Source organism: Lentzea roselyniae, from assembly GCF_039537795.1.
GTDB lineage: Bacteria > Actinomycetota > Actinomycetes > Mycobacteriales > Pseudonocardiaceae > Lentzea > Lentzea atacamensis.
Window position 1 is genome coordinate 200,393 of record NZ_BAABBE010000007.1, and the last position, 13,484, is coordinate 213,876.

Genomic DNA, 13,484 nt, shown 5'->3' on the forward strand with positions numbered 1-13,484 from the left:
TCTCGACCGTAGGACCACGCGCAGGGTCAGCGCGCTGCCGAGGGCGATGACGTCAGGACTTCGTAATAGCTGGAAGTTCCACCACGAACCGTGCTCCACGCGGGAAGCGGTCCTCCACCCAGACGCGGCCGTGGTGGCGGTGCACGTGCTCGCGGACCAGGGCGAGCCCGAGTCCGCTGCCCGTGTCACCGCCACGGCTACCGGGCTTGCCCCGCGCGAACCGCTCGAAGATCTGCTCCCGCAACGCCTCCGGCACGCCGGGACCGTCGTCCTCGACCTCGACGCGCGCCACGTCGCCGGACTGGCGCACCGCCACGCACGTCGCTCCGTCCGCGTGCCGTTCGGCGTTCTCCATCAGGTTGGCCAGCACGCGGTCCAGCCGCCGACGGTCACCTCGCACCCGCACTGGGGACGCCGACACCGGCACCGCCCGCCAGCGCGTGGCGACCACGTTGCGCACCAGGGCGCTCAGGTCGAGCTCCTCGGGTTCGTAGTCGTCGGTCTGGTCGTCCCGCGAGATCTCCAGCAGGTCCACGACCATGCGCGCGAACCTGTCGACCTCGGAGGTGAGCAGCTCCAGGGCGGTTCCCGCGGTTCCCGGCAGGTGCTCGCGCCGCCTGCGGAGCACCGCGCCCGCGTTGACCATCGTCGTCAGCGGAGAGCGAAGCTCGTGCGACACGTCCGAGGCGAACCGGGCGTCTCGCAACGCCCGTTGCTCCAGCGCGCTCGCCGTCGAGTTGAACTTCGCCGCCAGTGCCGCCAGATCCGGGTCGTCCTGGTCGGGCAGCCGGGCGCGGAGATCGCCACCGGCGATCCTGCCCGCGGCGGAGCTGAGCTCCGCCAGCGGTTTCAGGGCCCGTTTCGACGCCCACGAGCCCAGTGCGGCCCCGAGCAGCGCCGACCCGATCGTGCCCGCGATCAGCACCGCGCTGAGGAACCCGGACGTGCGGTCGAGCTGCTGCAGCGGGAACAGCTCGACGTAGACCGCGTTGCCCGCCACGGGTCTCGCCACCGCGATGACGGGCTGGCCGTCCACGGTGAGCCGCGCCCGGCCGGGTGGGTGCCGCACGAGCTCGGGGGGCAGCTGCGACGGTTCGACCTTGCGCCCAGCGGTCACCAGACCATCGGGGCTCAGCACCAGGATCGACGAGTCGGGGCCCGTGGTGAGCCCGGTGAGCAGCTCGTCGAGTCCCGGCGAGGACAGCGACTTCTCGACCAGCCGCACGTTCACCTCTGCCTGGCGCGTCGCGCTCGCCTCCCGCTGCCGCAGCATGTAGCCAGAGGCGAGGTTCCACGTCGCGAACGCCAGCACGCTCGTCACGACCAGCAGGCCGAAGCCGAACGAGAGGGTCACCCGGCAGCGCAGCGTGAGTCTCACGAGCGGATCCGATAGCCGGCACCGCGCACGGTGAGCACCAGAGCCGGGTCGTCCGGATTGGCTTCGACCTTGCGCCGCAGTCTCCTTATGTGCACGTCGAGCAGTCGAGTGTCACCAAAGTAGTCATATCCCCAAACCTTTTGCAGCAACTGCTCCCTGGTGACGATTCGGCCGGCCGCACCAGCGAGTTCCAGCAGCAGCCGGAATTCCGTCCTGGTGAGGTGAACGCGTTCCCCCGCTCGGTGCACAAGGCCTTCCTGCGGACGGATTTCCAGATCGCCGATCTGAACTGTTTCCCGCCCTGGTCCGCGCCTGCGCAACAACGCGCGGATCCGCGCCGCGAGAACGCTCGCCATCAACGGTTTCGTGACGTAGTCGTCCGCACCGGCCTCCAGCCCGGCGATCACGTCACGGGCGTCCGTGCGGGCTGTGACCACGATGATGGGCAGGTCACCGCGTGCCCTGAGGGTCCGCACGACCTCCAGGCCGTCGACACCCGGCAGTGTGAGGTCGACCAGCACCACGTCGAACCGCTCGGTCTCCAAACGCGGTAACGCCTCTTCACCCGAACCCGCCTCGTCAATCGTGAAACCCTCGTCGGACAAGGCGAGGCTCAGCGCCTGCCGGATTCGCTCGTCGTCTTCGACCAGCAGGACCCGTACGCACACAACGACTCCACTGTGTGAGAGCCGCGGCGACGGCGCCTCACACAGTGGAGTGAAAGTCGATCAAAAGCAAGAATGGTTCGGTTCAGAATGCGGTTAGCGTGACTTTTGCCGAACGCGGGTTGGGTTCGTGGACAAGTGACTCGAAGGCGCCGACGTCGTCGAACGCGAACCCGTACGCCTTCCCGTCGACCATGTTGGCGTGCACGATCTTCGAGTAGTGGTTGGTGGTCGAGCGGGTGTAGAACTCGGCGGCGTTGTACGTCGGCTGGGTGTGGAGGTACCCGAGCGTCGAGCGGTTGAGCGCGGCGCACAGCGAGCGCGAGATCGCGCCGACGTCGTTGTTCGGGGCCGCGAGCCGTCCGTCGCAGTTGAAGATGTCCCGCGTCGACGGCTGCTGGAACGACGCGACCTGCTGGCCGGCCGTGTTGGTGAAGTTGAGGACGCCACCACTGGTGCGGCCGGTGAACTTCCGGTTCGGCTCGTTGCGGTACGGAACGACGGTCAGCGGCGTGTTCGCGTAGGTCGACCACGTGCTGCTGACGTAGTTCTGGAAGTACGAGCTCGAGAACACGCCCGCGTCGAGGCCCTTGCTCGGGTTCAGCACGCGCAGCCGCGTGCCGTCAGGCCTCGTGTAGATCAACCGCGCCCAGTCGCCGCCCAGCTGCTGGTGCTGGTCGAAGATGCGGTTGCGGCCGCCGGAGACGAGCTGGCCGGTCCGCTTGGTGGCACCCGCCTGGGACGTCGCCTCGACCGCGTGCGGAACCGAGAACATGTCCACCTGGGAGCTGTTCAGCCACAACCCGCCGCCGTTGTAGGTGAACTCGCTCCAGTCGAACAGGATGTCGCGGTTCGGGTCGCCCGCCGCCCACGGCGCCGGCTGCACCAGGCCTCCCGGCACCAGGAAGAACTTCAGCTTGTCCCGGAAGGACATGTAGAGGCGGCCACCGGCGAGGTTGATCGGGATCTGCAGGGTCCGGCTACCACCGTTGCCGGGGCCGGGAATCGAGACGTCCGGTGCGGGCGATGGAGGGATCGTCCCGCCGGACCAGGGGGTGAACTGCCCGCTGGCGTTCACGTAGCCGAGCCGGCCGCCCATCTCGCCGAACACGTACAGGTGAACCGCGTCGCCGCGGCCGGAGTTGTTCGTGACGGTGAGCGGGAGCAGGTTGGGTGGAGCTGCTTGCACGGGTGCAGACAACGTTGTCAGCCCTAATAGGGCCGATGCTGCCAGCCACAGGAGCTTGCGCATCGACTATCTCCTCACTGAGACAGGGTTCGTGAGAGCGCTCCCATGGTCAGCGTGATCGTGTTGATATGTCAAGAATGGTTCTCATGCGCGCGCTTACGGTGGATCTTGCACGAGCCGGTTCCCTGTCGTTGACCGAACTACCCGATCCGGTGCCTGGACCAGAGGAGTTGCTGGTCGAGGGTGTCGCGATCGGCATCTGCGGGACGGACCGCGAGATCGTGCGCGGCGAGTTCGGCACCGGCGGGACTCTCGTGATCGGACACGAGTCGCTGGGACGGGTGATCAGCGGGCCGGGGTTCGAGCCCGGCTCCCTGGTGGCCGGGGTGGTGCGGCGGCCGGATCCGGTGCCGTGCGCGGCGTGTGCGCGCGGGGAGTTCGACGACTGTCGCAACGGGCGGTACACCGAGCGCGGCATCACCGGCATCGACGGGTACGGCTCGACGTTGTGGACGGTCCCGGCCGCGTACGCCGTCGGCGTCGGTTCGTCGACCGGTGTGCTGGTGGAACCGGCCTCGGTGGTGGTGAAGGCGTGGGAACGCCTGGACCGGCTGGCGCTGTTCCCGTTCGACAGCGTGCTGGTCACCGGCGCAGGGCCGATCGGTCTGCTGGCGGCGTTGATCGGGGTCCAACGTGGACTGGACGTGCACGTGTTCGATCTCGCGTCGTCCGGGCCGAAGCCTGATCTGGTGGAGTCGCTGGGCGCGACCTATCACCGCGAGCTGCCCGACCACCGCGTCGTGATCGAGGCGACTGGCGCGCCGAAGCTCGTCGCGCAGTTGCTCGGGCGGGACCTGGTGTGCCTGACGGGCGTGCCGTCCACGGAGGTCGTGCCGGTGGACCTCGGGCAGGCGAACCGGGACATGGTGCTGCGCAACGGGATCGTGTTCGGCACGGTCAACGCGAACGTGCGGCACTACCAGGAGGCGTCGGCGGTGCTGGAGCGAGCGGACGACGCCTGGCTGTCGGCGATGATCACTCGCCGGGTGCCGCTGGAGTCGTACGCGGAGGCGTTCGAGCAGCGGCCCGGCGACGTGAAGGTGGTGCTGGAACTCGGTTAGTGCCTGCGCGGCTCCCGGCCGAACGGCAGCTCCGGCCGGTCGAGCTCGGGAGCCTTCGGGATCGGCACGGTCACCGCGTTGCCCGCCGTGATCGTGATCGGCTCGCCGTGATGCCTGGTCCTGAGCTCGGTGCCGTCCACGATCCGGTAGGTGGCCTCGGTCTCGCACACGTCGATGGAGATCCTAATGCCCCGGAACGCCATCCGGAACGAGAACCGGGTGAGCGAGGCCGGCAGCCGTGGCGCGAACGTGAGCTCGCCGCCGTGGTCGCGCATGCCGCCGAACCCGGCCACCAAAGCCATCCACGCGCCCGCTAGCGACGCCATGTGCAGGCCGTTGTTGACGTTCTCGTGCAGGTCGTGCAGGTCGGTGAACGCGGCCTCGACGAGGTAGTCGTACGCGAGGTCCAGGTGGCCGACCTCCGCGGCCAGCACGGCCTGCGTGCCCGCCGACAACGACGAGTCGCGCACGGTGCGGGCCTCGTAGTAGGCGAAGTTGCGGGCCTTCTCCTCCGCGGTGAACACGTCGCCGCGCACGTGCATGGCGAGCACGAGGTCCGCCTGCTTCACCACTTGGCGGCGGTACAGGTCGAAGTACGGGAAGTGCAGCAGCAGCGGGTACTTGTCCTGCGGGGTGTTCTCGAAGTCCCACTCCGCGTGCTTGGTCCAGTTGTCCGCCTGCGGATGCACCTCGAGCATCTCGTCGTAGGGAATCGCCATCGCGTCGGCGGCGCGGCGCCAGGCCGCGATCTCGTCCTCGGTGGCGTTCGCCTTGTCCGGGTGGCGTTCCGCGGCGTCGGCGGCGGCGCGCAGGTTCTGCTGGGCGATCAGGTTGGTGTAGACGTTGTTGTCGACGATCGCCGAGTACTCGTCCGGGCCGGTGACGCCGTCGATGCGGAACCCGTCGTGCCGGTCGTGGTGTCCGAGCGAAGTCCACAGACGTGCTGTCTCCACCAGGATCTCGGTGGCCTCGTCGCGGGCGAAGTCCTCGTCGCCGGTGGCGTTGAGGTACTGCTGGGTGGCGTAGGCGACGTCGCCGGAGACGTGGAAGGCCGCCGTGCCCGCCGGCCAGTAGGCCGAGCACTCGGCGCCGTTGATCGAACGCCACGGGAACGCGGCGCCCTTGAGCCCCAGCACCTTCGCGCGGTCGCGAGCCTTGTCCAATGTGGAGTGCCGCCACCGCAGCGCGTCGCGGGCCGCGTCGGGCACCGTGTAGGTGAGGACCGGGAGCACGAACATCTCGGTGTCCCAGAAGGCGTGGCCGTCGTAGCCGGGCCCGGTGAGGCCTTTCCCCGGGATGGCACGGGTTTCACCACGCGCACCGGCCTGCAGGATGTGGAACAACGCGAACCTGATCGCCTGCTGCAGCTCGTCGTCGCCCTCGATCTCGATGTCGGCGACCTGCCAGAAGTCGTCGAGGAAGTCCCGCTGCTCCTTCAGCAGCCCCTCCCAGCCGGTCTGCAGCGCTCCCGCGAGGGCTGCTTCGACCTGGGCGCGCAGCGCGGGTGTGGAGCGTTTGCCGGACCAGCCGTAACCGAGGTACTTGGAGAGCTTCAGGCAGCTGCCCGCGCTCACGTCGACGGCCGCGGTGAAGCGGGCGAGATCGGCTTCTGCCCGGATGTCCGTGCGGATGTCCGGCCCTCCCGCGATGCCGACCTCGTGGTCCATCGCGGCGGCCATGCGCAGACCGGACACCTTGGTGTGGTGGCACAGCACGGCCCGCGTCTTCTCGGCCATCGTGAAGTCGTTGACCAGCGGCGACTCCAGCGCGGCGGCGACGCGGGGATCGTTGGTGCGGTGGATGGTCGGCTCGTTGGCCAGCAGGTCGGACTGGACGACGAGCTGCACGTCGTCCATCGGCTCGACCTCGTACCGGATCGCGGCGACCGCGCGTTGCGTGAACGACACGAGCCGCTCGCTGCGCACGATCACGCGCCGGCCGGTCGGCGACTCCCAGAGCGTGCGGCGGCGCAGTGTGCCGGAGCGGAAGTCGAGGACGCGTTCGTGCTCTATCGCGTTGCCGTAGCGCATGTCCAGCGGCTCGTCCTCGACCAGCAGCCGGATGATCTTGCCGTCGGTCACGTTGACGACGGTCTGGCCGGCCTCCGGGTAGCCGTAGCCCGCTTCCCCGTACGGCAGCTGGTGTTCCTCGTAGTAGCCGTTGAGGTACGTGCCGGGCAGGCCGCGCGGCTCACCCTCGTCGAGGGTGCCGCGCAAACCGATGTGGCCGTTCGACAGGGCGAACGTCGACTCGGTGCGGTGCAGCTGGTCCACCGCGAGTCCCTGCCAGCGCAGCTGCCACGGTTCGATCGCGTAGCTCATGACAGCAGCTCGTCGAGCTCGTTGACCACCACGTCGGCGCCGTTGGTCTTGAGCGCTGCCGCCTGGTTGCCGCGGTCGACACCGACGACGAACCCGAAGCCGCCCTTGCGTCCCGCCGCGACTCCCGCGAGCGCGTCCTCGTAGACGGCGGCGTTCTCCGGTGAGGTTTTGAGCCTTCTCGCGCCTTCGATGAAGGAGTCCGGTTCCGGTTTGCCGCGCAGGTTCGACGTGACGATCACGTTGCCGTCCACGAGGGCGTCGACGTAGTCCAGCAGGTTCCCCGCGCGCAGCACGCGCATGGCGTTGGCCGATGACGTGACCACGCCGATGGGAACGCCGGCCTCGCGCGCGGCCTGCAGGTAGCGGACGGAACCGGGGTAGGGCGTGATGCCCTCCTCGTCGATGATCAGGTTGACCAGGTCGTTCTTCTGATCGCCGATGCGCCGGATCTCGTCCTCCGACGGCGTGAGGCCGCGGGACGCGAGGAAGCTGCGGACGCCGTCGTAGCGCGGCTTGCCGTCGACGTAGGCGAGGTAGTCCTGCTCGCTGAACGGCTGGCCCATGCCCTCGAACGTCTGCTTCCACGCCTTGCGGTGCAGGACCGCGGTACTGGTGAGCACGCCGTCGAGGTCGAACAGCAACGCCGTGATCTTCTCCGGGATGCCGAGGCTCATGCTTCGATCATGCACCCGTCTCGTCGTCCTCGCCGCGTTCTTCTTTGAGACGTTCGTCGAGCGGCCGGGGGTGGGCCTGCTCGTACTCGGTCATCCCGTACTTGTCGGACTCGGCCCAGCCCTCCGGCGGGTCCATGCCCTCCTCCAGCGGGTCCTTCTCGAGGTTGTCCTCGTCGAGGCCTTCGTAGTCGAGGTCTTCCGGGACGTAGGCGCCGCGTTCTTCACTCATGTCTGGGCAGTACCCAGTTCGGCGTCATCCGATGCTTTGGCCGACGAGCGAGCCGATCGCGTAGGTGACGCCCATGGCGATCAGTCCACCCACGACGTTGCGGACGATCGCGCGCTGCCGCGGTGCCCCGCTCAGCCTGGCGCTGATGAAGCCGGTCAGCGCGAGGGTCGCGATGGCGGCGACGACGGTGATCGGGACGCGGAGGCTGGTGGGGCTCAGGATGATCGCCGCCAGCGGGAGCAGGGCGCCGACGGTGAACGAGATGAAGCTCGCGATGGCGGCGCCCCAGGGGTTGGTGAGCTCCTCCGGGTCGATGCCGAGCTCGGCCTCGGCGTGGGCGGCCAGTGCGTCGTGCTTGGTGAGCTGTTTGGCGACCTCCTGCGCGGTGTCAGGATCGAGGCCCTTCTCCTCGTAGATGTCGGCCAGTTCCTCGAGCTCCTCCTCCGGCGTTTCCTTGAGCTCCTGGCGCTCCTTGGCGAGGAGGGCGCGTTCGGCGTCGCGCTGGCTGCTGACCGACACGTACTCGCCGGACGCCATGGACATCGCGCCCGCGAAGAGTCCGGCGAGGCCGGCGACGAGGATCTGAGCCTTTTCCGTGGTGGCGCCGGCGACACCCACGACGAGGCTGGCGGTCGAGACGATGCCGTCGTTCGCGCCGAGAACTCCCGCGCGCAGCCAGTTCATCCGATCACCGGTGACCTCGTCGTGAGGCTCGTCGTGCACCATTTCCGCAGGCTAACCTGGGAATCGTGCTTTCGTGGCAGACCACGCCGCTGCGGCCCGTGGACGTGCCGGTGCCGTCACCCGCTCCGGGGGAGTTGCTGGTGCGGGTGCTCGCCTGCGGGGTGTGCCGGACCGATCTGCACGTGGTGGACGGAGATCTGCCCGTACATCGGCCATCGGTGGTGCCGGGGCATCAGGTCGTGGGTGAGGTTGTCGTCGCTTCTGGCGGTTTCGTCGTGGGGGAGCGGGTCGGCATCGCCTGGCTGCGGCACACGTGTGGCTCTTGCCGGTTCTGTTTGCGCGGTGCAGAGAACCTGTGCCCGTCGTCGCTGTACACCGGGTGGGACGCTGACGGTGGCTATGCGTCTTATGCGGTCGTTCCCGCTGCTTATGCACTTCGGTTGCCCACCGGGTATTCGAGCGAGTCTCTGGCGCCGTTGTTGTGTGCGGGGATCATCGGCTATCGGGCGTTGAAGCGGGCTGAGGTTCCTGACGGCGGGCGGCTGGGCATCTACGGGTTCGGCGGGTCCGCGCACCTGGCCGCGCAGGTCGCCGTCGCGCGCGGGTACGAGGTGCACGTGGTGACCCGGTCCGCGGCCGCTCGCGACCTGGCCCTGTCGCTGGGGGCGGCGTCGGCCTCCGCAGACGTGCCTCCGGTGCCGCTGGACTCGGCGGTGCTGTTCGCGCCGGTGGGCACGTTGGTGCCGCCTGCCCTCGAGGCGCTGGACCGCGGCGGGACGCTGGTGATCGCCGGGATCCACCTGTCCGACGTGCCGGTGCTGTCGTACGAGCGGCACCTGTTCCAGGAGCGGCAGGTCCGGTCGGTCACCGCGAACACGCGTGCCGACGCCGCCGAGTTCCTGTCGTTCTGCGCCTCGCACCGGCTGTCGGTGGCCGTCCAGCCGTACGCGCTGTCCGAGGCGAACCTGGCCCTGTCGGACCTCCGCGTGGGCAGGGTGACGGGTGCAGCGGTGTTGGTGGCCTGATGTTTTGCCTGGTCAGAGGCCAGGTATTCAGTTTTTGTCAGACCTGCGTGGCACCATGTCGAACAGGTGTTCGTGTGTGCTATGGGAGGTCAGTTCAGATGCAGATCGATCCCAGTCGCTGGCCGGGCCGCGTGGTGCCGTCGACCAATGCCGACGTCGACATCGCGGTCGAATCCTTGTGCGTGCGAGCCTCGTGGCCGGATGCGGACCGCCGGTGGATCCGCCGCCTGCTGGAGCCGTGGTTCAAGGCGGGCTGGAGCGTCGACGCCCTGCTGGTGGCCGTCGACACCCGCCCGGACGGCACGCGCCAGGGCAGGCCTCGCTCCCGCTCGCAGGTGGCCCACGAGTTCCTGCGAGCGCGCCTGATGGTGTGGACGGCGGACGGCGCGCGCCTCGCCCGCCCGCCTTTAGCCGGTGTGTCGCTGGGCGAGTGGTACCGCGTGAACCGTCGCAACGCCGCTCTGCACGCGCCGCGCTCCCGCAGCGCGCTGACGTCGGAGGGCGAGCGCGCGCGGGCGGAGTCTCGCGCTCTGGCCCACCGCCGCGACCCGGTGGAACGCAGCCGCGAGAAGGGCCGGCGCCGCCAGGAGGTGCTCGACAGCCTGCTGGTGCCGGGCCAGGAGGCCCCGTCGTTCGCGGACTCGTGGCGCCTGGTCGCCGAACTGATCCCGGTACCGCGCGTGTGCTCGGCGTGCGGCCATGTCCGAAACGAGGTGACACGTCCGGCCCATCGAGTTGCGTAGGCGTTCACGTGCGTCTTCGGTGAATGGTGGTTGAATCCGGCGAGTGCAGGGAACACCGGACGAGTTTCTTGTTTCCTGCTGAAGGGGCCGACATGCTCGAAGTGACGCCGATGGCTGCCGAGGTCATCAACGAGCTGACGTCGCAGTCAGAGGGCACCACCGACGACGTCGGTCTGCGTTTCGCCCTGGCCGCTGACCACAACAGCCAGGCAGCGCTGGAGCTGTCGCTGAGCGAGGCGGCGGACGGCGACCAGGTGGTCACGGCCGACGCGGGCGCCAAGGTCATCATGGAACCGGCTGCCGCCCAGTACCTGGAGGACAAGGTCCTCGACGTGCGCCAGGACGCCGAGGGCAACCCGGCCTTCGCCATCGCGCGCCAGGACCCCACGGCCTGACCTTCCGCGCCGCTGCCGGCGCGAGTCCTCTCCGGCTGTCCCGCCCCGCGCTCGGGCGGGGCTGTGTCCTGCGCCGGAACCGCGAATCGGGCCGGCCTTCTCGCAGGGGAGAGGTCCGGCCCGATTCGTGCTGCCGCCGTCAGGGGACGGTCAGGACCTGACCGCCCAGCTGACGCCTGGATCGTGCTTCCGCGACGAAGCCCGAGGTTCTGGCCGCCATCCCGCGAAACGCCCCCTCCCCGAACCGGGAAGGGGGCGTTCACACAAGCGCAGTGTCAGCCCTCGATGCGACGGATGACGCTGATCGGGCCGATCGAGTCGATGTCGGCGATGCGCACCGGCACACCCTCGGTGGACGCGTGCACCGCACGAATGCCGTCCACCGCCATGGCCACGTGGGACTGGCTGGAGTAGTAGACGATGATGTCGCCGGCCCTGACCTCACCGCGGCTGACCGGGCGACCGGCGGCCGCCTGGGCGTAGCTGGTGCGGCCGATGGACACGCCCGCGTAGCGGTACGCGGCCTGGATCAGCGATGAGCAGTCCCAGGTGTCCGGGCCGTTGGAGCCGTAGACGTACCTCTTGCCGCGCTGGGCGAGGGCGAACTCCAGGGCCTTGCCCGCGGTGCCGGCCGGGACCGAGATGTTGGACATGTCGCCGGCCTGGCTCAGCTGGTTCCGGACCGACGCGCTCAGCGAGCGGTACTGCGCCTGTGCCTCGGCGAGCTGCTTGTCGAGGTCGGCCTTCTTCTGCTCGATCTCGCTGAGCAGCTTCTTCGAGGTCTCAGTGGCCTCGTTGGCCGTCTTCGTCGCGTTGTCGGCGGCGTCGACCGCCTCCTGCAGCTTCTTCAGCGCGTCCGCGTTGTCGGCCGCGAGGATGTTGATGGCCGACATGCGGTTGAGGAAGTCCTGCTGCGAGTCGCTCACGAGCAGCGCGGAGATCTGGTTGAAGCGCGCGCCGTCGAACGTGGCCTCGGTGAGGAGGTCCACCTGACCGCGGAGGGACTCCTCGGCCTTCTGGGCGTTGGCGAGGTCGCCCTTGGCCTTGTCCAGTTCACCCTGCTTGGCCGCGAGGTCGCCCTGGGCTTTCAGGTGGTCCTGGTTGAGCTTGGAGGCCTTCTCGGACAGCTCGTTGTACTTCGCGAGCGCGTCCGCGGCAGAAGGCTGTGCGGTGGCCGGGGTCGTGGGGAGTGCGGCCGCGACGACAGCCGCCGTCGCCACAAGCGCTCCACGCACGGTACGGCGTGAGGGGTGCGACACCACGTCGCGGTTCCTCCTTTTTCCTGGCAGCCGCCCCGCGAGAACTACTGCGCGTGAGGCGGCAACCTTGGCGTGTGCCCCGAGTGGGTTAACTGCTGGGCCGAAGGTCTCGGACAGGTTACGGAACGACCTTGTGTTCGTCTACCACCGGGTCCTCAACAGTTCACCGATCAGCACGCTCTCACAGTCGCTCACGTTGGTTTATCGCGGGGTGGGAGAGAAGCGTCACCCGACAACCCGGCGGATCACCGAAATGGGTCCGATGGAGTCGATGTTCGCCACCTTCACCGGCACGCCCTCAGTGGACGCGTGCACCGCGCGAACACCGTCCACAGCCATGGCCACATGCGACTGACCTGCGTAGTAGATGATGAGGTCTCCCGGCGCGACCTCGCCGCGACCCACTGCGCGGCCTACCTTCGCCTGGTCGTAGGTGACGCGCGGAATGGACACTCCGGCCGCCCGGTACGCGGCCTGCATCAGCGACGAGCAGTCCCACGAGCCGGGTCCGTTCGAACCGAACACGTACGGCTTGCCCTGCTCTCCCAGTGCGAAGTTCAGCGCCACCCCGGCCGCGCCCGCCGGTACCGGCGCGGTGACCTTGGGGCCGGTGGCCGCCAGCGTCTGCCTCTGCGGCACGGACAACGACTGGTACTTGGACCGTGCGGTCGCCACCTGCTGGTCCATCGCCGTCTTGCGGACCGTCACGTCCTTGACCAGCTTGTCCGCGGCGTTCGCGGCGGCGGTGGCATCGGCCCGCGCCTTCCTGGCCGCCGACAGGGTGGCGTCCAGGCGCGACACCGCCTCGTTCTGGTCGGCGGCGATCATGTTCAGCGCCTGCATCCGGTTCAGGAAGTCCTGCTGGGACGAACTGGTCAGCAACGCCGACAGGTCGTTGAACCGCGCACCCTCGAACGTCGCCTCGGTCAGCAGGTCGACCTGGCCGCGGAACTGCTCGGACTCGGCCAGGGCCTTCTTCTCCGCCTCCGTCGCGATGCCGACGATCGCGTTCGCCTTCGCGAGGTCACCCGTGGCCTTGAGGTGGTCCTGGGTGAGCTTCTCGGCGTGATGCGTCAGCTCCGTGTACTCCTTCAGCGCGTCAGCGGCGGGCTGAGCGTGTGCCGAAGGCATCGACACCACCGTCGCGGCGACTACGGCGGCCAGAGCGGTCGTCCTTGCAGCACGTCGGCCGGGCACGCGGCCTCCTCAGAGAGTCGGGAACAACTTCTGAGGAGGCGTACGGCCGAACAGCTGACGGGGTTCACCTTTCAGGTGTCGCCACCAGAGGCCCCTCGACGAGGGTCGTGTCGTTGAACGCCTCCACCTCCACGTCCACGAGCTCGGAAGCGGAGGCGGGCGTGGCGGTCACGAGAGCCGCGGCGACGGCAGCGGCGATGCGGGAAATCACGCAAACCAACCTAACCGGACCAACCGCCCACAAGATCGAGAACTACCCGATCAGGCGGCCCGCCGTGCCTCGATCGAGGCACGGCAGGCGGCGATCAGGCGGGCGGTGGCGGCGCTGCCCCCGCGCCCACAGCGGGGGCAGCGCATCGCGACAACGCCGGCCAGCTCGTCGACCACCACGCCCAGCTCGGCGTCGCAGCCGCGGCACCAGCGGTGTCGCGTGACCGGGTTGACGTGCACGGGCGACGAGACGCACTGGTGGATCCATCTCCCGTGCACGTGGCAGGTCAGGCGGTCGTCGGGCGCCAGCACGCCGTCGTCCTCCGCGAGGTCTTCCTCGACCAGCGTCGCGATGAGATTGGCGATCATGGCGTCCTCCGATCCGTTACCTGCC

General features: G+C 68.9%; 15 protein-coding genes. 4 read left to right on the plus strand and 11 right to left on the minus strand.

Annotation, left to right across the window (positions count from 1 at the left end; all coding sequences use genetic code 11):
• Positions 1-52: 52 nt before the first annotated feature.
• From ABFX45_RS14925 to ABFX45_RS14935, 3 genes are all read right to left on the minus strand, one after another.
• Complete coding sequence (locus ABFX45_RS14925) at positions 53-1,378, minus strand: sensor histidine kinase (protein ID WP_346130387.1); 1,326 nt, start codon at positions 1,376-1,378, stop codon at positions 53-55.
• On the minus strand, positions 1,375-2,046 hold the full coding sequence (locus ABFX45_RS14930; RefSeq protein WP_109636017.1) for a response regulator transcription factor: 672 nt from the start codon (positions 2,044-2,046) through the stop codon (positions 1,375-1,377). Before ABFX45_RS14930 ends, ABFX45_RS14925 begins: the two co-directional genes overlap by 4 nt.
• 82 nt (positions 2,047-2,128) lie before the next feature.
• On the minus strand, positions 2,129-3,232 hold the full coding sequence (locus ABFX45_RS14935; RefSeq protein ID WP_346130390.1) for a beta-1,3-glucanase family protein: 1,104 nt from the start codon (positions 3,230-3,232) through the stop codon (positions 2,129-2,131).
• A 146-nt stretch (positions 3,233-3,378) separates the two neighbouring features.
• On the opposite strand from ABFX45_RS14935, the gene ABFX45_RS14940 reads away from it, so the two are divergent.
• Entirely contained in the window at positions 3,379-4,353 is a 975-nt protein-coding gene (locus tag ABFX45_RS14940; RefSeq protein ID WP_109636470.1) for an alcohol dehydrogenase catalytic domain-containing protein, read from the plus strand.
• Here the strand turns inward: ABFX45_RS14940 and ABFX45_RS14945 are convergent.
• The 4 genes from ABFX45_RS14945 to ABFX45_RS14960 are packed head-to-tail and all read right to left on the minus strand — an operon-like array spanning position 4,350 to position 8,303.
• Entirely contained in the window at positions 4,350-6,674 is a 2,325-nt protein-coding gene (locus ABFX45_RS14945; RefSeq protein ID WP_346130392.1) for a glycoside hydrolase family 65 protein, read from the minus strand. The two genes, ABFX45_RS14940 and ABFX45_RS14945, sit on opposite strands and share 4 nt — an antisense overlap.
• Positions 6,671-7,348, minus strand: coding sequence for an HAD family hydrolase (locus tag ABFX45_RS14950; protein ID WP_346130394.1), 678 nt, complete (start codon positions 7,346-7,348; stop codon positions 6,671-6,673). Before ABFX45_RS14950 ends, ABFX45_RS14945 begins: the two co-directional genes overlap by 4 nt.
• A 7-nt stretch (positions 7,349-7,355) precedes the next feature.
• Positions 7,356-7,577 (minus strand): hypothetical protein, encoded by a 222-nt coding sequence (locus tag ABFX45_RS14955; protein ID WP_109636027.1) that lies wholly within the window; start codon positions 7,575-7,577, stop codon positions 7,356-7,358.
• Between the two features lie 24 nt (positions 7,578-7,601).
• Positions 7,602-8,303 (minus strand): VIT1/CCC1 transporter family protein, encoded by a 702-nt coding sequence (locus tag ABFX45_RS14960; protein ID WP_346130397.1) that lies wholly within the window; start codon positions 8,301-8,303, stop codon positions 7,602-7,604.
• 23 nt (positions 8,304-8,326) lie between these two features.
• Between ABFX45_RS14960 and ABFX45_RS14965 the strand changes: the two genes are divergently transcribed.
• The 3 genes from ABFX45_RS14965 to ABFX45_RS14975 all read left to right on the plus strand — a co-directional run bounded on the left by ABFX45_RS14965 (position 8,327) and on the right by ABFX45_RS14975 (position 10,424).
• Positions 8,327-9,286, plus strand: coding sequence for a zinc-binding alcohol dehydrogenase family protein (locus tag ABFX45_RS14965; RefSeq protein WP_346130399.1), 960 nt, complete (start codon positions 8,327-8,329; stop codon positions 9,284-9,286).
• A gap of 98 nt (positions 9,287-9,384) precedes the next feature.
• The gene (locus ABFX45_RS14970) at positions 9,385-10,029 is read left to right on the plus strand and encodes a hypothetical protein (protein ID WP_211337275.1); all 645 of its coding nucleotides are present in this window, start codon (positions 9,385-9,387) and stop codon (positions 10,027-10,029) included.
• A gap of 92 nt (positions 10,030-10,121) precedes the next feature.
• The gene (locus ABFX45_RS14975; RefSeq protein WP_109636039.1) at positions 10,122-10,424 is read left to right on the plus strand and encodes an iron-sulfur cluster biosynthesis protein; all 303 of its coding nucleotides are present in this window, start codon (positions 10,122-10,124) and stop codon (positions 10,422-10,424) included.
• A 275-nt stretch (positions 10,425-10,699) separates the two neighbouring features.
• Here the strand turns inward: ABFX45_RS14975 and ABFX45_RS14980 are convergent, their stop codons facing one another.
• The 4 genes from ABFX45_RS14980 to ABFX45_RS14995 form a co-directional block, all read right to left on the minus strand.
• Positions 10,700-11,644 carry a C40 family peptidase gene (locus ABFX45_RS14980; protein WP_346130401.1) on the minus strand — a complete coding sequence of 315 codons (945 nt, stop codon included), beginning with the start codon at positions 11,642-11,644 and terminating at the stop codon, positions 10,700-10,702.
• A gap of 264 nt (positions 11,645-11,908) precedes the next feature.
• A complete protein-coding gene (locus ABFX45_RS14985) occupies positions 11,909-12,880 on the minus strand; it encodes a C40 family peptidase (protein ID WP_233441952.1) in 972 nt (323 codons plus the stop codon).
• Between the two features lie 64 nt (positions 12,881-12,944).
• Entirely contained in the window at positions 12,945-13,091 is a 147-nt protein-coding gene (locus tag ABFX45_RS14990; protein WP_170154894.1) for a hypothetical protein, read from the minus strand.
• Positions 13,092-13,141: 50 nt separating this feature from the next.
• Positions 13,142-13,459 carry a hypothetical protein gene (locus tag ABFX45_RS14995; protein ID WP_109636044.1) on the minus strand — a complete coding sequence of 106 codons (318 nt, stop codon included), beginning with the start codon at positions 13,457-13,459 and terminating at the stop codon, positions 13,142-13,144.
• Between the last annotated feature and the right edge of the window lie 25 nt (positions 13,460-13,484).